The organism is Arthrobacter sp. TmtSoilC51 (genome assembly GCF_055388015.1).
The window spans coordinates 4,472,898-4,491,635 of the sequence record NZ_AP035877.1 but is presented as its reverse complement, the minus strand read 5'-3'; the positions used below and the strand labels follow the sequence as shown (position 1 = coordinate 4,491,635).

At 62.1% G+C, this 18,738-nt stretch carries 19 protein-coding genes; 10 read left to right on the top strand and 9 right to left on the bottom strand.

Features of this window, described 5'->3' with window-relative positions:
- Nucleotides 1–48 precede the first annotated feature (48 nt).
- Entirely contained in the window at nucleotides 49–351 is a 303-nt protein-coding gene (locus tag ACZ5G6_RS20490; protein WP_223934634.1) for a DUF3040 domain-containing protein, read from the top strand.
- Between the two features lie 21 nt (nucleotides 352–372).
- Here the strand turns inward: ACZ5G6_RS20490 and ACZ5G6_RS20485 are convergent, their stop codons facing one another.
- Both ACZ5G6_RS20485 and ACZ5G6_RS20480 read right to left on the bottom strand, forming a co-directional pair.
- Nucleotides 373–831 carry a hypothetical protein gene (locus tag ACZ5G6_RS20485; protein WP_498687722.1) on the bottom strand — a complete coding sequence of 153 codons (459 nt, stop codon included), beginning with the start codon at nucleotides 829–831 and terminating at the stop codon, nucleotides 373–375.
- Between the two features lie 101 nt (nucleotides 832–932).
- Entirely contained in the window at nucleotides 933–1,553 is a 621-nt protein-coding gene (locus ACZ5G6_RS20480; RefSeq protein ID WP_498687718.1) for a CG0192-related protein, read from the bottom strand.
- A gap of 109 nt (nucleotides 1,554–1,662) precedes the next feature.
- Between ACZ5G6_RS20480 and ACZ5G6_RS20475 the strand changes: the two genes are divergently transcribed.
- The 3 genes from ACZ5G6_RS20475 (at nucleotide 1,663) to ACZ5G6_RS20465 (ending at nucleotide 4,146) form a co-directional block, all read left to right on the top strand.
- Complete coding sequence (locus ACZ5G6_RS20475; protein WP_223934631.1) at nucleotides 1,663–2,025, top strand: hypothetical protein; 363 nt, start codon at nucleotides 1,663–1,665, stop codon at nucleotides 2,023–2,025.
- A 280-nt stretch (nucleotides 2,026–2,305) separates the two neighbouring features.
- The gene (locus ACZ5G6_RS20470; protein ID WP_498687715.1) at nucleotides 2,306–2,971 is read left to right on the top strand and encodes a GntR family transcriptional regulator; all 666 of its coding nucleotides are present in this window, start codon (nucleotides 2,306–2,308) and stop codon (nucleotides 2,969–2,971) included.
- Nucleotides 2,968–4,146 carry an MFS transporter gene (locus ACZ5G6_RS20465; RefSeq protein WP_498687713.1) on the top strand — a complete coding sequence of 393 codons (1,179 nt, stop codon included), beginning with the start codon at nucleotides 2,968–2,970 and terminating at the stop codon, nucleotides 4,144–4,146. The genes ACZ5G6_RS20470 and ACZ5G6_RS20465 overlap by 4 nt, the downstream gene beginning before the upstream one ends.
- Before the next feature lie 60 nt (nucleotides 4,147–4,206).
- On the opposite strand, the gene ACZ5G6_RS20460 is transcribed toward ACZ5G6_RS20465, so the two are convergent.
- Entirely contained in the window at nucleotides 4,207–7,665 is a 3,459-nt protein-coding gene (locus ACZ5G6_RS20460; protein ID WP_498687709.1) for a DEAD/DEAH box helicase, read from the bottom strand.
- 165 nt (nucleotides 7,666–7,830) lie between these two features.
- Here ACZ5G6_RS20460 and ACZ5G6_RS20455 point away from each other — a divergent pair, with 165 nt between their 5' ends.
- Nucleotides 7,831–8,679: a DMP19 family protein gene (locus tag ACZ5G6_RS20455; protein WP_498687707.1), complete on the top strand. Its 849-nt coding sequence runs from the start codon at nucleotides 7,831–7,833 to the stop codon at nucleotides 8,677–8,679.
- Nucleotides 8,680–8,989: 310 nt separating this feature from the next.
- Nucleotides 8,990–9,937: a type IV toxin-antitoxin system AbiEi family antitoxin domain-containing protein gene (locus tag ACZ5G6_RS20450; protein WP_498687704.1), complete on the top strand. Its 948-nt coding sequence runs from the start codon at nucleotides 8,990–8,992 to the stop codon at nucleotides 9,935–9,937.
- Nucleotides 9,938–10,035: 98 nt separating this feature from the next.
- On the opposite strand, the gene ACZ5G6_RS20445 is transcribed toward ACZ5G6_RS20450, so the two are convergent.
- Nucleotides 10,036–10,572: a COG4315 family predicted lipoprotein gene (locus tag ACZ5G6_RS20445; protein WP_223934625.1), complete on the bottom strand. Its 537-nt coding sequence runs from the start codon at nucleotides 10,570–10,572 to the stop codon at nucleotides 10,036–10,038.
- Nucleotides 10,573–10,723: 151 nt separating this feature from the next.
- On the opposite strand from ACZ5G6_RS20445, the gene ACZ5G6_RS20440 reads away from it, so the two are divergent.
- Both ACZ5G6_RS20440 and ACZ5G6_RS20435 read left to right on the top strand, forming a co-directional pair.
- Nucleotides 10,724–11,221, top strand: coding sequence for a sigma-70 family RNA polymerase sigma factor (locus tag ACZ5G6_RS20440; protein WP_498687703.1), 498 nt, complete (start codon nucleotides 10,724–10,726; stop codon nucleotides 11,219–11,221).
- Nucleotides 11,218–11,892, top strand: coding sequence for an anti-sigma factor family protein (locus tag ACZ5G6_RS20435; RefSeq protein ID WP_223934623.1), 675 nt, complete (start codon nucleotides 11,218–11,220; stop codon nucleotides 11,890–11,892). The genes ACZ5G6_RS20440 and ACZ5G6_RS20435 overlap by 4 nt, the downstream gene beginning before the upstream one ends.
- A 3-nt stretch (nucleotides 11,893–11,895) precedes the next feature.
- On the opposite strand, the gene ACZ5G6_RS20430 is transcribed toward ACZ5G6_RS20435, so the two are convergent.
- From ACZ5G6_RS20430 to ACZ5G6_RS20415, 4 genes are all read right to left on the bottom strand, one after another.
- Nucleotides 11,896–12,378 carry an SRPBCC family protein gene (locus ACZ5G6_RS20430; protein WP_223934622.1) on the bottom strand — a complete coding sequence of 161 codons (483 nt, stop codon included), beginning with the start codon at nucleotides 12,376–12,378 and terminating at the stop codon, nucleotides 11,896–11,898.
- Nucleotides 12,379–12,771 (bottom strand): hypothetical protein, encoded by a 393-nt coding sequence (locus ACZ5G6_RS20425; RefSeq protein WP_498687700.1) that lies wholly within the window; start codon nucleotides 12,769–12,771, stop codon nucleotides 12,379–12,381.
- A 21-nt stretch (nucleotides 12,772–12,792) separates the two neighbouring features.
- A complete protein-coding gene (gene trmB, locus ACZ5G6_RS20420; RefSeq protein WP_498687698.1) occupies nucleotides 12,793–13,698 on the bottom strand; it encodes a tRNA (guanosine(46)-N7)-methyltransferase TrmB in 906 nt (301 codons plus the stop codon).
- A 71-nt stretch (nucleotides 13,699–13,769) separates the two neighbouring features.
- Nucleotides 13,770–14,216 carry a hypothetical protein gene (locus tag ACZ5G6_RS20415; RefSeq protein WP_498687696.1) on the bottom strand — a complete coding sequence of 149 codons (447 nt, stop codon included), beginning with the start codon at nucleotides 14,214–14,216 and terminating at the stop codon, nucleotides 13,770–13,772.
- Nucleotides 14,217–14,351: 135 nt separating this feature from the next.
- On the opposite strand from ACZ5G6_RS20415, the gene ACZ5G6_RS20410 reads away from it, so the two are divergent.
- A complete protein-coding gene (locus ACZ5G6_RS20410; protein ID WP_498687694.1) occupies nucleotides 14,352–15,629 on the top strand; it encodes an MFS transporter in 1,278 nt (425 codons plus the stop codon).
- A gap of 362 nt (nucleotides 15,630–15,991) precedes the next feature.
- Nucleotides 15,992–17,098, top strand: coding sequence for an IS110 family RNA-guided transposase (locus tag ACZ5G6_RS20405; RefSeq protein WP_498685838.1), 1,107 nt, complete (start codon nucleotides 15,992–15,994; stop codon nucleotides 17,096–17,098).
- Nucleotides 17,099–17,423: 325 nt separating this feature from the next.
- Here the strand turns inward: ACZ5G6_RS20405 and ACZ5G6_RS20400 are convergent, their stop codons facing one another.
- Nucleotides 17,424–18,716, bottom strand: a complete 1,293-nt coding sequence (locus ACZ5G6_RS20400) for an MFS transporter (protein WP_498687693.1) — start codon at nucleotides 18,714–18,716, stop codon at nucleotides 17,424–17,426.
- Between the last annotated feature and the right edge of the window lie 22 nt (nucleotides 18,717–18,738).

Below are 18,738 nucleotides of genomic sequence, written 5' to 3'. Positions count from 1 at the left end.
GTAGGCGCTGGAAAGCGTCCTATGCTCGTGTAGTGAGGGAAGATTCCGATGTCGTTGTCGGATGAAGAACGCAGGAGTTTGGAAGAGCTTGAGAGGGATCTCGCTTCATCGGATCCTGACTTGGACCTTCAGCTGAAGTCGGGGCGCCCGCGCGGTGCGGTGGCGCGCTCAGTTTTTGGTGTCCTGACAGTTTTGGCCGGTTTCGCGATGGTCATTGCCGGCATCATCACGCAACTCGTCATTGTGGGTGTGGTCGGATTCCTGCTGGCAGGAGCAGGCGCCTACTTACTATTCAGCCGGATGGTCCTCAGGAGAAGGACACGGCGACACGAAGACGGCAAGCCGGACTAATACGGCAGAGATCCCGCAGCTTCAGTACGTCTCCGGGGGCACTTCCGTAGACGACGCAGCGGGGTCGCCCTGGGTGGAAGCGGTCGTCGTCTGCGTCGCTGGCTTGGCAGGGACGGGCTCGCCGGGAGGCACCATCATCCGCCATGCGAGCACCAGGCCCGCCCCGACGCCAGCCGCAGCAAGGGCAACCAGCCATCCGCCACGGCGTGAACTCCGCTGACTGGTTCGCCGACTCAAAGTCTGCGTTGTCCTCTTTACGGCTCTGGCAGCTGTACGCTGAGCCCTTTTTGCGGCCTTACGGTTTCCAGTCAGCGTGAGCATGACGCCGTGCACCACAGATGGGACATCGGCATGATTGATCCGGGACAACGCCCATCCCACAACTGCATCCGCTTGTGACGACGTGCCCTCAGCAGCATGCTTCACCCACTCGCCGGCGAGGTCCTGGACTGCGGGAATGATGTTTTGTGCTTTGTACATGTGAACCCTTCACAGAGTAGATGGCCCCGTTGCCAGACTACGCCGAGGGCTGCTGGACCAACAGGTGCCCCAACACAATGCCCTTTAGGCGCGGTGCCCCTTTAGGAACGCACCAGGGCTGCCAGCTCCACCGGGTTCTCCAGACCGGCCCACTTGCCGGTGAGGATCAACTCGCTGTGGACCTCAGCGGCGACATCCACAACCCGGGCAACCTTCAAGCGAAGCTCACCTGCGTCAATGATGGTCACGCCACTGCCCGATACCGGGGCCGAGGCACTTAAGGCGGGAACACCGGCGTCGAGCGTTCCGCTTCCCTTCACGTTAACCGTGCTGGGCCGGGGCTCACGCTCGCCGTCGACGATCAGTGCGGCTTCTTCCTGGCCCGTGAGGATCGCCGTGGCGAGGGCTTTGACATAAACGGGATCGGCGCAGGCGTCATAGACCCACCTCTTGCCGAGGACGGAGTGTTCCATGGTGCCGATGAGCCATTCTTGAGCGCCGGCCAGTTCATAACCCCTGTAGCTCAGGGGGACCTGGTAGATACGTTCTCCCGCGGCGACGACATGCGTCTCGAGTCCGACCTCGCCCGCGGGGTCGTCAAAACGGTAAGCCCCAACGAGCTCCGGGGCGCCATCCTGGATGAACCAGGGCTGCGTCGGCAGGTAACCAGCGATGAGTTCGAGCTTGGACGGGGACAGGGTTGCCTTGTGAATGATCGCCATGTTCTCCAGCCTAGGCCAGGGAGGGGTGCTGTTCGATACGGGTCCCAATGCGCGGCCTCGCCCTTGCTCTGTTTACAATCGAAGGGACGCGCCGACTATTGAGGGAATCATGAAGAAACTCACCACTGTCCTGATCGCTGCCGGGCTGCTTGCCACGGCATCAGCTTGCTCCTCGCCGCAGCTGACCACCGCCGAAACGTGTGACCGGGTGGGTGTCGCCGTTGCCAGCCTCCCGAGCAACGCCAGCAAGACCGCGACCATTCGCGTCGCAAACGCCATCCGCCCCATTGAATCCGTTGCCTCCAACGAGATGAAGCCCGTGGTCACGGCCATCCTTGAATACTCGGATGAACTCGTGAAGGAAGAGCCGACGGACGCCAAGGCGAAGGAAGACCGCGAGAACAAGATGGGCGAGCTCTCTGCCGCTTACCAGGAAGCCGGCACCAAGTATGGCGAGCTCTGCCGCGGCTAACGACGCCCGCGGCCCAGCAGCCCTTGAATGCGACGAAGGGGACCAGTTGAACTGGTCCCCTTTTTGCGTCTGGAACCGGACGGATGTGAGCGAGCATCCGATTGGGGTCAGGCAACCTTGGATGTTCTCTCACATCAAACCGCCAAAAACCCGGATGTTCTCTCACATCAAACCCTCTAGGGAAGGATCTGCGCGCGCCTCATGCACGGAGATTTGGAAGGCATTTCCTCACGGTGTATAGATGTATACAAGTACACATTTCTAGCCCAAGGAAGCCCCCATGGCCCATCAACAACCACGGAACACCGGGGCACACCTCGTTTACAGCGAGCTGAAACGCCGGATCCTCAGCCTGGAGCTCAAACCAGGTGAGCGCGTTTACGAGCCCGCCATGGCTACCGCGCTGCAAGTCAGCCGTACCCCGCTGAGGGAAGCTATCCGGCGCTTGATTTCGGAGAGCCTCCTGGAGCAGCAAGCCACCGGGGGAGTGGTGGTTCCGGCGCTGGATGAGACGGCGATTGCCGAACTGTACGACGTTCGGGCAGCACTGGAATCGTTGATGGCCCGCGAAGCGTGTGCCAAGGCGACGGCGGACGATATCGAAAAGCTGCAGGGCATCCTTGAACGAAATGCGGCCATGGTGGGATTCGCTGATGAAGCCATGAAATACGGGGTGACACTGCACGCCACCATCGCAGGTATCGCCGGGAATTCGTGGGCACAACGCTTCCATGACCAGATCTCCAGCCAGGTTGAGAGATACCGGCATTTCACCAACAATTCCGGTGAGCGCCGGGAACAGGCTCTTGCCGATCACCGCGTACTCGTGGAAGCCATCGCATCAAAGGAGCCAGACAAGGCGGCGAAGATCGCGTTCGAGCACGTCATCGCCGCCCGTGACGAGACGATGCGTGCCATTTCAGGCGCGGGCCTTGTGGTCGAATGATCGGCGAACTCGGACGACGCTCGTCCACGGCACTCCTGATCCACTCGGCCCTCATCCAGGCCGTCACCTTCCTGGTACGGCCAGCCACCAGCTACCGGGCCCTGGAACTCGATGTCCCCGGGTTTGCACTCGGTCTTCTCGCTGCCAGTTACGCAGTCTTCCCGCTACTCCTCGCGCTGCCGATTGGCGGACTGGTGGATCGCCTCGGTGAGCGTCGGCTCATGGCGATCGGGTCCGCCGTCGTGCTGGGTTGTTCCGCTTTTCTGCTGTTCTTCGGAACGTCCGTTCCCGCGTTGGTGGCCGGAACTGCGCTTCTTGGCGCCGGGCAGTTGGCTTGCGTGGTGGGGCAGCAGGCGGTGGTTGCGAACAATGCGAACTCCACCCGGCTCGATTCGGCCTTCGGGTACCTGACGTTCGCAGCCTCGTTGGGCCAGGCCCTTGGTCCGCTGGCCATTTCGCTGGTAGGCGGCGCTTCTGTGCGGCCTAATACGCAGGCCATCTTCATACTGTCGGTCGGCATGGGCCTGGTGCTGTTCCTGACCACGTTCGTTATCTCCGGCCGAGTCAGTGGCCGGAGGAGCAAGGCCAAAACAGCGGACAGCCCTAAGGGTGGCGCCATGTCCTTGTTGAGAACGCCGGGCGTGGTCCGGGCATTGGCAACGAGCGCCACGGTGCTGGCAGTGGTGGACCTTACGGTGGTCTACTTGCCTGCGCTTGGCGCTGAACGGGGCCTGACTGCGGCCACAGTCGGTCTCATGTTGACTGTTCGCGCCGCGTTCTCGATGGTCTCCCGAATTGGGCTTGGCAACATGTCCCGGAAGTTGGGACGGATGAGGTTGCTGGTCCTGAGCCTTGCGGTTTCCACGGCCTCGCTGGCGGTAGCGGCCATTCCGATGCCCGTATGGCTGCTGTTCATTGTCATGGCATTCCTGGGCCTCGGGCTGGGAATCGGACAACCGCTGACCATGTCCTGGCTCTCAGCCCAAGCGCCCGAAGGGCAACGCGGACGCGCGCTGGCCTTGAGGCTCGCCGGGAACAGAGTGGGCCAAGTTGTCCTGCCGAGCGTCATCGGTGTTGTGGCGGTAGGTCTCGGTGCGGCGGGAGTTTTCCTTGCCTCAGCCGTCGCAGTGGGCGGAACGATGCTGTTGCTGCGCGGGGTGCGGTTGGACGACTGACCGGCATTAGTGCTTGCAATGAGGGCTCATAGAGCCACTAATGCGAGCTAGTTGGGGGGATTACTCCGCGAACAGCGCCGCCAGGTCCTCCGCCGTCAACGAGCCACCAGCCAGGGCGTCGCCTTCCATCACATCCGCGAACAGCTGCGACTTCTTGGCCTTCAGCGCCATGACCTTCTCTTCGATGGTGTCCTTCGCAACCAACCGGTAGACCATAACGTTCCGGGCCTGCCCGATGCGGTGCGTGCGGTCCACGGCCTGTGCCTCGGACGCCGGGTTCCACCACGGATCCAGCAGGAACACATAGTCAGCCTCGGTCAGGTTGAGTCCGAAGCCACCGGCCTTCAGCGAGATCAGGAACACGGGAGCAGCACCGTTCTTGAACTCGCTCACCACATCCCCGCGGTTCCGTGTGCTGCCATCGAGGTAGCAGTACTCCACGCCCTCGGCATCCAAACGCTCACGCACCTTGCCCAGGAATCCCGTGAACTGGCTGAAGATCAGCGCCCTGTGGCCCTCGGAGATCAGGTCTTCCAGCTGTTCGAACAGCACATCGAGCTTGGACGACCGCACTCCTGACAACGAAGAGTCCACCAGTGAAGCATCCAGGCTCAACTGCCGCAGCAACGTCAACGACTGGAAGATCGTGAAGCGGTTCTTGTTGACGTCGTCGATCAGCCCGAGGATCTTCTGCCGCTCACGCTGCAGATGTGTCTGGTAAACCTTCTGGTGCCGCGGGTTGAGCACGACCTCAAGGACCTGCTCCTGCTTGGGCGGCAGATCCTTGATGACCTGCTCTTTGGTGCGGCGCATCATCAGCGGACGGACACGACGCCGGAGCTTGCCCAACTGCGCTGAATCACCGTTCTTTTCAACGGGCTTTTGGTAGTTTTCCGCGAACCGTTTAGGGCTAGGGAACAGCCCGGGCGCCACAATAGACGTCAGCGCCCAGAACTCCATGAGGTTGTTCTCCAGCGGAGTGCCTGTGATGGCCAGTTTGAACCGGGCCGGCAGCTTGCGCGCACACTGGTAAGCCTTGGATTGGTGGTTCTTCACGAACTGCGCCTCGTCCAGCATGAGACCGGCCCATTGGAATGATGCGTAAGCATCGTAATCAATGCGGAACAAGGCATAGGAAGTAATAACGACGTCGGCGCCCGCCAATGCGTCGATGGGTGAAAGGCCGCTCTTGGCGAAGGTTTCACCGACGGTCCGCACCACGAGTCCGGGAGCGAACCGTTGCGCTTCGGCGGCCCAGTTGCTCACCACACTGGTGGGGGCCACCACGAGGAAGGGGGCCCGGGGCGGGCTGTCCGCGGTCATACCGCCGTCAGCCGTATCAGCAGCAGCAGCCATCTCCTTGGCCGCACAGATCAGCGCGATCGCCTGAACGGTCTTACCCAAGCCCATGTCATCCGCCAGCACACCGCCAAGGCTGTGCTTGAACAGGAAGCTGAGCCAGTTGAAACCTTCAAGCTGATACGGACGCAGCTCAGCGTTGAGGCCTGCCGGCAGCGGAAGTCCGGTCACGCCGTCGTCGAGCAGTCCGCCAACAGCTTCGCGCCACGCCGCGGCCTGTTCGTCAACGATGCCGAGCTGCGCGAGTTCGTCCCAGAGCCCGGCCTGGAAGCGGCTGATCTGCAGGGTGCCGTCCTTGTTGTCCGGGTTGTCCTGCAGGGAGCGGGCTTCGTCGATCAACGCACGGAGCTGGTGCAGTTCAGGCAGATCCAGGGAGAAGTAGGCGCCGCTGGGGAGCAGCATGCGGCTCATCCCGGCAGCCAAGGCTGAGAACACCGCGGCAAACGAGACGGGTTCGCCTTCGAGCGTGATGACGATGCCAAGATCGAACCAGTCGCCGCTCGCCGTCTCTTTGGTGGAAATGGAGACGACGGGAGCTTCGGCGGCCTCGCGGTAATCAGCGATGTCGCCGGAGGTCTCAACCACCACATCGGGCAGGTCCTTGAGCGTTGGCAGGACCTCCTCGGTGAAGGCCAGCGTGTCCAGTCCGGAAAGCTCAGCCGAAGCCGCGAGCCGCGGAGTGCCCCAGCCACCCGTGGCCGATTCCGCCAAGGCAGGAACCACGTCCCACGGCCGCCCGAGCGACTCCAGGATCCGGGCTTCCTCCGGGTCATCGCGGTAGCCGCGATCGTCGGGGTGCCGCCACAGCGGCTGAGCGGTGACCAACGTGCCGGACTTGTAATGCCACTCCCAGTGCAGCCGGACCTTATGGTCGGTGCCGTAATTGGCGAGCAGGGAGAGCGTGGGGACCGCCAGAGTTGGGAGTTCAACCGATTCATCCGCTGCCTTGACAGGCGTTGACTGCCGCAGCTTCGGGTAGAACGAGGTCAGGAACCGGCTCTCGTCCTCAGCCGGAATCAAGAGCGTCTCGCCCTCGGTGACAAACTCGAGCAGTTCGTCACTGACGCCGCCCTCAATCGGGGCGAGCGTGATCAGGTTGTTCTGCTGCGGCACCCCGGGCAGGGTTTCGGCACCCGAATGCGTGAAGAAGATCCCGTACGCCGGCTTGCCCAGGAAGCCCACAGTTCCGGCATCGATCTGCTCGCCGCCTACCGTCACCGACGGCGAAAGCTGCAGCCCGCCGTCGGGCGTTTGCTTGTGGTCTTTGGCGCCTGGCGCTTCAAGGCGCGCCAAACTAAGCCCGACGACGGCGGGTTGGGTCTCGACGTGGACAGGCTCACTACCAGCGGCGTGAATGAGCGGAATGCCGGCTTTTGAGGCGTCGGCGAGAAGCGCCCACAGGTTCTTGGCGGCAAAATCGTTCAGGCTCAACCACATGGCGCCCGACGGTTGCTGGCGACCATTGCTGGAACCATGCGCAGCGAGGAAAGTCTGAAGCCACTCGACGTGTGCCTCGTTGAATTCGCGGCGGAAACTGACGTAGCTGAGGTTGTTCCAGGAGACGTCGCCGCGGATCCATTTGCCCTTGGCTCCCATCATGACGGGGCGGGCCTTGAGTTGCCGGACGCTGCGCATGGGGTCGCGGCGGCCTGTGTAGGAGAAGTGGGCGGCCGGTTCCTCAACCTCGAACTGCAGGGCCAACGGAATTCCGGCAGTGCTGGGCGCAGTGCCTGGCTTCGCGATCAGCCTGTTGAGGGCTTGCTCCCATGCCGGCCGGGCGGAACCGCCCTGCTCGGAGGAAACAAGGCGCGAGGTCTGGATTCCGGGTGCTTGCGACAACAGCTGGGCGCGGATGGTCGGGTGGTCCTCAGCCGTGAAAAGCAACGCGGCCACATGCTTGCAATCCTTGCGGACCGGGCAGCTGCAAATTCCTACTGTGCAGCTCCAGCCACTGGGCTTTCGAACCAGCTTTGCCGACGTCGAATACGGTTGCGGACCGGTGCCGCGGACCTTGCCAAGCAAGAGGCCGGTGGCCGAATCGAAAGAAATTCCGCTCACGCGGCTGCCCATGGCATAGGCCAACCCGGCCGCCAAGGAGCGGTCGTTAATGGCAGGAGTCTGAATGGCCAGTTCCCAGGTTTCGTCTGTGTGGGACGGCATGCGTCGGGCTACTTTCGGCAGGAGGTTATCTGCTCAATCTTAGTCAGCAGAAAACGGCTCCCAAACTTCGCCCGCTGTTAACCTCTACCTCGATTGCGGCGCTGCTCCCACGCGTACGTTGAAAGGGTCCGGAGCACCAACAGCTTTCAGCAGTGAGGATTTCCCATGACTACCAACGAGTACCCCGTCGTCCTGAACAAGACCAGCTTCGAAGCCGGCAATGCAGACGTAGTGGATTCCAACGTCAATGTCGTGAACCAGATGTACCAGGAGCTCCTCAACAGCGACGAAATCGCGCCCGCTGCGCTCAACAGCTACTTTGTTGACTTCTACCTGACCCAGGCACTGGCCGGTGGATTCGCCCAGTACGTGTTCACCGCTCCCGAGCGTGAAGAGCTGGACGCCTATGTGCGGGCCGGTTTGGAAGGCATGGGTGCCACACGGCACCTGGACCTGTTCAACCGTACAGCTGCGGCCTTTGATGAGTTGAGCGAGGGCGAGGCCGAGGCCTACCTCGACGGCGACCTGGACGAGTCCGAAACCCCTCTCGCGGCTGTTGTTGTGCTGGACGAGCTGGACGGCGAATTCGAGGCATTGCTGGAAGAGGAAGACATCATCGAACTCAACGCCGCTTACCTCCGGAACCAGTCCGGGTTGTTGGTTCTTTCCGACGGGGAGTTGGAAGCACACATTGCCGGGCGAGTTGCCCTGATTCCAGACCTTGCCGAGCGCCAGGCTGAAGCAGACGAAGAAGCCCTCGCCAACGCGCCCGAGTTCGAGGTCATCATCCGGGAACTGTGCGACGTCGCCGGCTACGCGCTCCGGAAGATCACCATGGGGGACCCCAACTACGAGCACGACGGCGTGAAGACCCTCGCCTGGCACTTCTCCACCGACCACGGCGACTACATCATGGTGGAGGACGACGAGGAAGCCTTCATGATCCACCCGGAGACGAAGGAAATCATCGCTGCCGTGGAGTTCGAGGAGTCCGAGGAGCTCACGGACGCGTAAACCTCACCTCGCCTCGCCTCGCCTCGCCGAGATCGCCGGAACGCTGCGGGATCGCCGTAGCGTTCCGGCGATCCTGGCGCGTTCCCACGACGTCCCGCAGCATGAAATCGGCGTAGCCCGGGGATCTGACCCATGACCCGATGGTAGCCCGAGCGCGTCGTGTACTGTGGGCGAACTTCGCTGGAACACTGCGGCCACGCAGGCAAACCTTCCGCGTTCTCGCACCGTTTCAGCGGTATCGGCGCTCCGTTATCCACATAACGTGCCACGGTGCTTCTGCGATCCCATGTGAGCTCGCCATGCTGAATCGATGGATCCAACACCTACTGAAACCGCCGTCCTGAAAGCCCGTTCACTACCCGAGCGCGGGAACATGTGGCGAACCGACGAGTTGCTCCGCCTTGGTCTCAACAGTCGAGGCATCAAGGCGCTGGTGGACTCCGGTGAGGTGCGTCGTTTGAGGTACGGCTGTTATGTCAGGGCGAGCAGGTGGAACGCCCTGGGTGCGAGAGGACAAGCCAAGGCACGGATTGTGGCGCACGCTCATGGAACCCTGACAACGTCAACGCGTGGCTTCGTCTACAGCCATCTTTCGGCGGCACGACTCCATGGTCTGTTCCTATGGGGTGTGGAGGACAAGGTTCATGTCCTGCACCAAACCAGGCCTTCCTCCGACCGTTGGGGCAGGGATGTCCGGGGACACACAGAAAAGTTCACCGAGGACGACGTCGTGGAGGTTCAAGGGCTGCGTACGACGAGCCTTGAGCGAACCATTTCCGACTGTGCCAGGATGCTTAGTTATCCCAAAGCGCTGGTGATCATGGACCATGGGCTGAGACTGGGGGCAGACACCAGCACACTTTCAAACATGGCTGCGGCGTCTGCCGGAAGGCGGGGAATTCGTACGCTGCGCAAGGCCTTGGACAACGCGGATACCCGCTCCGAGTCTGCGGGCGAAACGCTGACCCGTGAGTTGCTGCAAAGGCTGCGGATTAAGCCACCACAGCCACAATTCGAAGTTCAGTCCCGCTTAGGGCGCCATCGCATGGATTTCGCATGGGACGAGGAAAAGCTGGCCTTGGAGTTCGACGGACGAACCAAATACTTCGACTACAAACCTACGGATGAGGTCATCTTCCAGGAGCGGCGACGGGAGAAGGCACTTGTTGAGGAGGGCTGGCGGTTTATTCGTGTCGAATGGCAGGACCTCTTTCAAGAGCGCGCCTTTAAGGAGCGCATACTTCGGGCGTTCAGGTGATGGTGCCGGGCGTGAGTTCGCGGGAAACCTGCGCGCTCGCAGGGAAGGTTCCGGCTATACGGAAGGGTTCCCGCGAACTCGGCGGCGGAACCCGAACCTCAGTAACCCGACGCAGCCCCCTTGATCATCTCCCCACTCGGGCTGACCAGGTACCAGACACTTTGGACGCCTTGGCCGGTGACATCGCCCGGTGCTTTGTCCTTGGCGTAGTAGTACAGCGGCATGCCATTGAGGGTGACCTGCTTCTTCCCGTCAGGGGTAGCTATGGTTCCCACGGTGCCACTGACGCCTTCAACGGCTGGCTTATCCGACGTCGTCGTGAATACTGGCCAAGCCGTCAGGCAGGCGCCGGTGCAGGCGCTGGTTCCTGAGTCCTTGACGTCCTTGGTGAAGAAGTACAGGCTCATGCCTTTGCTGTCCACCACGATCTGCCCTGCGCTGGAAGATGCAACCTTCATCTCTGCACCCGCGGTGGCGGGACTGGAGGTAGGCGACACGGTGGTGGGTGCCGTCGAGGACGTGGCGGTGGTTGGAGCGGCAGAGGACGTAGTGCTCGTCCCCGGGCTTCCCGCGCAACCGGCAAGAGCCACGGCGAAAACCACTGCGCCGATTCCAACGCTGAGTCTATTTCTCATCTTTAGCTCCTTTGACGGGGCCGGCCGGGATGGGTCGGCGCTAACCCCTACGACGCCAGTGGGGGAAGAATGGTTCAAGCAGCTGAACCTTTTCCGCACGCGCGGCGTCGTATGGGGGTAGGGCAGCAGCAACAGTGCGAAGGAGGTGGCTATGCCGCTGGACGAGGACGTCGTGGCGGCGATTTACCGCGATCACGGCACGGCCCTGAAGCGCTTTGTACTCAGCTGCACGTCGGACGTACACCAGGCCGACGACGTCGTGCAGGAAACCATCCTCAAGGTCTGGCAGCATGCCCCGCAGATCACGGGCAGTCTGCGCAGCTACCTTTTCCGGACGGCCCGCAACGTCATCATCGACAACTACCGGAAGGCCCAGAGGCGCCCTGTTGAGGCAGGCGAGCACGACCTTCCAGACCATGTTGCGACCGAACGCGTTGATGAACTCCTGAACCGCGTCCTCATGGAAGAGGCGCTCCTGCGGCTCAGTCACGAACACCGCGAGGTCCTTGTGGCCCTGCACTACCAGCGGTTCACCGTCAGCGAGGCAGCACTGCAGCTGAACATCCCTGCCGGCACCGTGAAATCCCGGGCTTTCTATGCTGTGAAAGCCCTCCGAACAATCCTTGATGAAATGGGGGTGGAACGATGAACGGCAACTCCGTCCACCAATTGCTGGGCGCATACCTGCTGGGCGGGTTGGACCCCGAGGAAGCCCGCACCTTTGAAGAGCACCTCGCTGGATGTGCCCAGTGCCGGCGCGAACTCGAGCAGTTGGAAAGCCTCCCCGCGCTGCTGGACGCCGTTCCTGCCTCCGACGCCATCGCACTCACCCTCACGGGTACCGCTGGCGCGCTCTCACCCTTGGAACCGGGCCGGGAAGCTCTGCCGCAGAAAATCCTGATTGATCTTTCGGCACGTAGGAGAAAATCACGACGGCGGTGGGTGGCTTTCGTGGGGGCAGTCGCCGCTGCGTGCCTGGCACTTGGTTTCCTTGCGGGTCCGCTGCTGAACCAGCCACCAAAACCGGATGCCAGTTACTCGGTACAGTCCGAAACGGGGCTGCAGCTGACAGTAGGCATGGTGAAGAAGGCCTGGGGCACGGAGCTTGAGGTTGAAGGCAGGAGCATGCCGCTTGAAGGAACGCTTTACCTGTGGGTGAAGGGCCGGGATGGAGCGGAAGAGCGCACCTGCGGTTGGACAGCAACGCCGAGTGGTCGCATCAAGATCACTGGGGCTACGCCCGTGCAGCTTGGCGGCATAGCCGGTGTTGAGCTCCGGGATGAAGCCGAAAAGACAGTGGCCTCAATTTCGGTGCCGTAGATTTCAGTACCGTAGATTCGCCCGCAACTCGGCTACAAGTGCGGGGTCTTCGCAGGCGCGTGCAAATGCTTCGATCCGGCGTTCAATTTCGCGGCCCAACAACCAGCTTCCGATTCTCTCTGCCATGGGCTTCAGCCAGGCCGGGCGGCAGGAAAAGGTGTACTTCCAGACTGCCCGGGTGCCGCCGTCGTCGGGGGTGAACCGCCAGCCACCGCCGAAGTTCCCGAAGAACCAAGGCCCGGACACCATGGTCATCCCTACATTTCGGGGCGGGGTGTAGGAGACGTACTCGCTGACCATTTTCAGTCCCATGCGGGACACGGTTCGTGTACGCACGCCCTTGCCTGCTGCCTTGGCTCCGTCCACGAAGCTTTGGGCCGAAATGAACGGATCCCATCTGAGCCTGAATTCACCAGTGGTCTGCGAGAGTGCGAAAGCTGTTTCGGGATCCAAACGGATGAACCGCTCGGCGCGGACCTGTGGCATTCAGGACCCCTGCCCTGAACCAAGCACCAGGAGCACCATGAAGGCAACACCAAAAACGTTGACCGCCATGATAGCCAGACCGATGATCCCCGTAATGCGTCCGGCGTTCATGCGCCCAGCCCGAAATACGGCGATGAGCCCACTGACGACGGACACAACGGCAAGAACCACCGCAATCACCGCCAGAATAAGCGCACTGAACCACCACACGTCGTTGCCCGGGTTGTAGCGGCTCATCGCCGAAGCGACGGCGGCGACGCCCAGCGGAATGCTGACCACGGCGGCGACGGGCGAAAGCACTGCCGCGACGATGCTTGTGATGCCGGCACCCAACCCGGGTGTCCTGGACCGTTGAGGCTGCTGGTAGTGGTCAATCGATGGCTGATAGCTCATATTTCCCCCAAAGTACGTTGGCTAGATCTTGCGATACGTGAGGTCGAAAATCATTCGCCCGGCCTCGTGGGCTTTGTTCTCAAAGCTCGTGCGGATACGGCCCTCGAACCGGGGAGCCCAGCCGCCTTCCTCGTCCACGCCCTCGTTCGGCCCCGTGTGCTCAGTGCTGACAGGTGCCCGGCCTTCCCGCACGGGCGCCCCTCCAACAACGGACTCGACGCCGGACTGCCACACTTGCGTCAGCGGGCTCTCCTCACCACTGCGCTCGCCTTCGTGCATGTTCTCGAATTCCGTCGAGCCTGCCAGGACATCGCGGACGTGTACGGCGTAGTTGGACCAGTCGGTGGCAATGCGCCAGTAGCCACCCTTTTCCAGCGCCTTGGCAGCCACGGAAGCGAAAGCCGGCTGGATGAGGCGGCGCTTGTGATGCCGTGCTTTGTGCCAGGGATCGGGGAAGAATACCCAGAGCTCACTGACCGAACCGGCGGGAAGCATCGACTCCAAGACCTCGGGCGCATTGGCTTCCACCACCCGGACGTTGGTCAGGCCACGGCTGTTGATCTTGATGATGGTGTTTGCCAGCCCGGGCGTGTAAACCTCCACGGCCAGAAAGTCCTTGTCCGGATTCTGTTCGGCAGCATGGACCACTGCATCACCCAGACCCGAGCCGATCTCGACGATCAGGGGAGCTTTGCGCCCAAACACGGCCTCGGCGTCGAACGTGTAATCGGGGTGCACCGACGTGTTGGCGACGTGGCGCGGAACCTGGACGGCCCAGCGCTCGGCGTGCTCCTCCCACGCGGCCTGCCTGCGTCCCTGCAAACGGGTACCGCGGCGCACGAAGCTGACCGGCCGGCCACCGTAGGTTCCGAAGGAAGCCTGGCTACCGGGTGTGACTGGTCGGGGGGAATCTGGGGTTTCACTCATCGTTTCCAGAATACTTCGGTTCGGTCGGGGCAGCTGGCTGGCTCAGACGAGGCTGGATCCGTGCTCCGGCGTCAAAACAGGATCATGATGCGGTGCGTGGTAGAAATCCAGGCAGCAACAATTGCAACGTCCAGCCCGAGAACGCCCAGCCCGGCAATTCCTGTGAACCACGCCTTGGTGTGCCGCCCGGTTGGCGTGGGTCGTCGAGCCAGCGCCACCGATGCCGTGCCGAGTACCAAAGAAACAAAGCCGCACAGGGCCGGGAGGCTCCACAATACGGTCGGGGCAATCCAATCGTAAGGTCCCGCCTCAGAGGGTGGCCTGGTGAAAAACGCAACCAATAACGCCGCAGGCAATGTGACGTTCAGGTGTAAGAGCGCAGCAACGGCAAAGACGAGGCTGCCAATTCCTGCGTTTAGCCCAGGGGGCTGCTTTGGCGGGACGAGAACATATCCGATCGACGCCTCCGACTTTTTCGGGTTCGACGATGTTGGCGGGCGCAAAGAAGTTTGGTTCATGCCCTCAACGCTATGGACGCCGATGCGGCACAGACAGAGGTAATCCGGCGTATGTGGACAATCTTGCCGGCCTTCAACCCCGGTCACCTCACGCCCATAGGCAGCAGATCGGACACGGCTGACAGAATAGGACGTGTGACCTCCTCGAAGACTCCCGGCTACGCAGAGAAACCGGTCCTCCCCGAAATTGCAGTCGACGCTGAGATCGACGACGTCCCGCCGGCACCCCCTACGCAGCTGCGCTCCAAGAGGGGACTCGTCTACCTGGGCATCTGCTTGGTGCTGATCGGTTTGAACCTGCGGACGGTCTTCTCGAGCTTCTCAGCTGTCCTTCCGGAAATAACGTCCGACGCCGGCCTGCCGGGCTGGGCGATGGTGGTCCTGACTACCGTGCCCGTGACGTTGCTGGGTGTCTTCGCACCTCTCGCCCCGATCCTGGCTCGCCGTTTCGGTGCAGAACGGGTGCTGCTGGGAGCAATGGCTGTCCTTACAGCAGGATTGCTTCTACGGCCCGTGGACGTCCCGGGAGTGGGCCACCTGCCCACGCTTCTCGTAGGTACTGCAGCTTGCGGAGCGGCGATCGCGCTCTGCAACGTACTCCTGCCGGGCGTGGTCAAAAGGGATTTCCCGCACCGGCTTGGGCTCATGGGTGGCCTGTACACCACGGCAATCTGCGCCTCCGCAGCCCTTGGTGCAGGCTTCACGTATCCGGTTTTTGCGGCAACCGGCCAGTGGACTTCGGCGCTGTGGTCCTGGGCGCTGCCTGCCGCCGTCGTGCTTTTGCTCTTCCTTCCGCTGGCCGTCCGCCAGCACCCCGTACGGCACCACGCTGTGAGCGGCGGAGTCAACGTGTGGAGGTCCGCGGTGGCGTGGCAGGTGACTTTGTTCATGGTGCTGCAGGCCATGATGTCGTTCAGCGTGTTCGCTTGGCTGGCGCCGATCCTGAGGGACCGCGGCGTTGATGGCGGAACCGCGGGATTGATTGTTTCGGTGTCGATCGTCCTGCAGATGCTCGGTTCACTCTTCGCCCCTGCCTTGGCCACGCGGTTCAGTGACCAGCGGGTCATCAACACCGTAGTGGCCCTGATGACCGGCGGCGGCTTCGCCCTCAGCATCTTCGGTCCCACTGGGCTGATCTGGATCTGGACCGGACTGCTGGGCCTCGGCCAGGGATCGCTCACCGCGGTTGCCCTCACCATGATCATGGTCCGCACACGCGATGCCCATACCGCTGCGCACCTGTCCGGGATGATGCAGGGTGTTGGCTACGGAGTGGGATCGGTGGGAACGCTGCTCGTGGGACAACTGCACCAAGCCACGGGCGGATTCGCGGCGGCGGGAATCCTGTTCCTTGTGGTCGGAGCGCTGGCTGCCTTCTTCGGCTATCGGGCAGGCCGCAACAAGTTCGTCTAACCAACTAGGGGACAGCACATGTCGTAATGAGGGCTCATAGCGACGTGTGCTGTCCCCTAGACGATATGTATGGGCTGGCTGCGGTTTGGCTGGTTGGTTTCCTTCTGAGGGGGCGATTGTCGCCGGGCAAGGTTTCGGAGCGCCAGCTTTGGGCGGGCCTTCGGGGGGTTTGTTTGTTGATGGCGCTCCGGAGCCTTGCCCGGCCGGGTCTGGCCCGTATCAGAAGGACGTGTGGGGTGGGGGTTCCGGCGGGCCAGGGCTATGGGTGTGGGGCTGGAACCTTCTCTTCAAAGCATCCCGTGGGTTGCCCCAGACTCGTTTTAGGGGGGTAGAGCCACATTTGAAGTTTGGAGGTTCCAGCTATGTTTGAGCGTACTCATGTGGGCTTGGATGTCCACGCTTTGACTGTCGTCGCGTGCGCGATTGATGGTCAGACCGGCGAGATTTCCCGGGCACGGCTGACGCCGGACCATCAGGAGATTCTGGGATGGATCAAGACACTGCCGGGCCCGTGCCAGGTGGTGTATGAGGCCGGTCCTACCGGTTTTCCGCTGGCAAGGGCTTTGCTGGCTGCTGGGATCGAGTGTCTGGTCGCGGCTCCCTCGAAACTCCAACGCCCGCCCGGGGACAGGGTCAAAACAGACCGCAACGATGCCTTGCATCTGGCCCGGTTGTTGAAACTGGACCAGATCACCGAGGTCACGGTCCCGAGCCCCTCTCAGGAAGCTGCCCGGGACTTGGTCCGTGCCCGCGAGGATATCCGTGGTGATCTGATGCGCGCCCGGCACCGGGTTTCCAAACTCCTGCTGCGCCAAGGCATCCACTACACCGGCGGCAGAACCTGGACCCATGAGCACTTGTCCTGGCTCTACTCCCAGAACTTTGACTCACCGGCACTGCAACTGGCCTACGACCTCGCCGTGGAGTCCGTCATTGAAACACTTGTCCGCCGTGACAGGGCCGATCAAGCCATCCGGACCATGGCCTATGACAGCGAATACACTCCCGTGGTGCGCTCTTTGGAGTGCTTGCGGGGTGTCTCCACGCTGACAGCGTTCGGTCTGGCCGTCGAAATCGGCGACTGGACCCGCTTTACCGGCTCGACGATAGGCGCGTATCTCGGACTCGTTCCCAGCGAGAGTTCATCTGGCGGGCACCGCTCCCAGGGATCCATCACGAAAACAGGCAACACCCACGCCCGCAGGCTCCTGGTCGAAGCGGCCTGGCACCACCGCCGCGCCTACACCCACCCCTCCAAAGAGCTGCTGTCCCGTTGGGAAGCGGCAACCCCCTGGGCAAGAGCCCGTGGCAAAGCCGGCAACAAACGCCTCCACGAACGCTGGCTCGTTTACCAGGAACACCGGAAACGTCCCGTGATCGCCGATGTCGCGATCGCCCGCGAACTTGCCGGGTGGTGCTGGTCACTGGCCAGTGAAGCCCAACGGACAACGCAACACCAAAACCTCTAAACGTCCGGGGGAGCACCCGCACAAAAGGAGGGGACCACCGGTTACACCGGCAGCGCTTGGAGCAACCCGCGACCCAACTATGGGCAACCATCAAGGCCACGCCCGATCCCTAGAGAAGCGATAATCTCCAGGCCGGACACCTCGTCCTGCGGTAATCAACCCGCGCATATTAGTCTGACCACGCCGTCGCCAACGACACGCTGGACCCCCCGAACACAAGCACACCCCCGGACCAAAAAGGAAGCGACCCCGGAACCAACCCGGGATCGCTTCCCCACGCCCATTGACAAACGAAACTACATATTAGTTGGGAAGCTGGGAGAAGCTAGTGCGTCAGGTCCTTGCCCTTGGTCTCGGGGATCGAGAAGGCGAACGCGATGCCGATCACCAGCAGGATCACTGCGTACACGTTGAACAAATAACCCTGGCCAATGCTGGCGAGCCAGGTCTGGAGGTACGGAGCCGTGCCACCGAAGGCAGCGACGCAGATGGAGTACGGGACACCGACGCCAACGGTGCGGATGTGCGTCGGGAACAGCTCGGCGTAGACGGCCGGGACAATGGACGCGCTGCCAGCGATGAAGAACAGCATCACGGACATGGACACGGTCAGCTGCCACGGCGAATCCTTGAGCAGCCACGTCATGGGGAAGTGCATGATCATGGCACCGATGGACGAACCTATCAGCACAGGCTTGCGGCCAATACGGTCGGACAGCTTGCCCCAGAACGGGAGTGCGGCGATGAATACGACATTGGCGATCACGCCGGCCCAGAGTGCCGCGCCGCGGTCCATCTTCAACGTGGTGGCTGCATAGCTCGGTGCCACGACGCCCCAGATGTAGTAGACCACCGTGAGGCCAACCGTGAGGCCGATGACCTGCAGTGCCTGCTTGCGATACTTCACGATCTGCGGCCACATCGGCAAGCGCTTTTCCTTGGGTGTCTCGGCCTCGAAGGCATGGGTTTCCTTCATTTTGGCCCGCATGAACAGGGCATAGATGCCAAGCGCGCCACCGATGAGGAACGGAATGCGCCAACCCCAGGCGCTCATGTCGTCCTTGGACAGGACAGCGGTGAGAATCGCGCCAAGCAGGGTTCCTGCGAGAATGCCGGCGGTGCCGGACGTGTAGATGAGCGTCGCCCAGAAGCCGCGCTTTTCCTTGGGTGCCATCTCGGACAGGTACGTTTGCGACGACGGCAGCTCACCACCGTGGGCAAGGCCCTGGATGAGCCTGGCAAGCAGGAGCATCACAGATGCGAACGCGCCCACAGCCTGGAACGTCGGAGCGATGCCGATGAGGAGGCTGCCGAGAGCGCCGAGGGCAACCGCTACCGTCATGGACGTCTTGCGGCCGATGCGGTCGCCGATCCAGCCGAATACGAAACCGCCAAACGGCCGGGCAACAAACCCGACGGCGAAGATCGCCAAAGTGGACAGCACAGCTGATGTGGGGTCGGCCTGGCTGAACAAGGCACTCGCGATGAACGGCGAGAACGTAGCGTAGATAGCCCAGTCGTACCATTCAACGGCGTTGCCGATGCCGGTTCCCACGAGCGTGCGCAGGTGGGATTTGTGGACCTTGACTTCGGTGGACGTTCCAACGGTGGCGGTCATGTGTTTCTCCAAGGTGGGATAG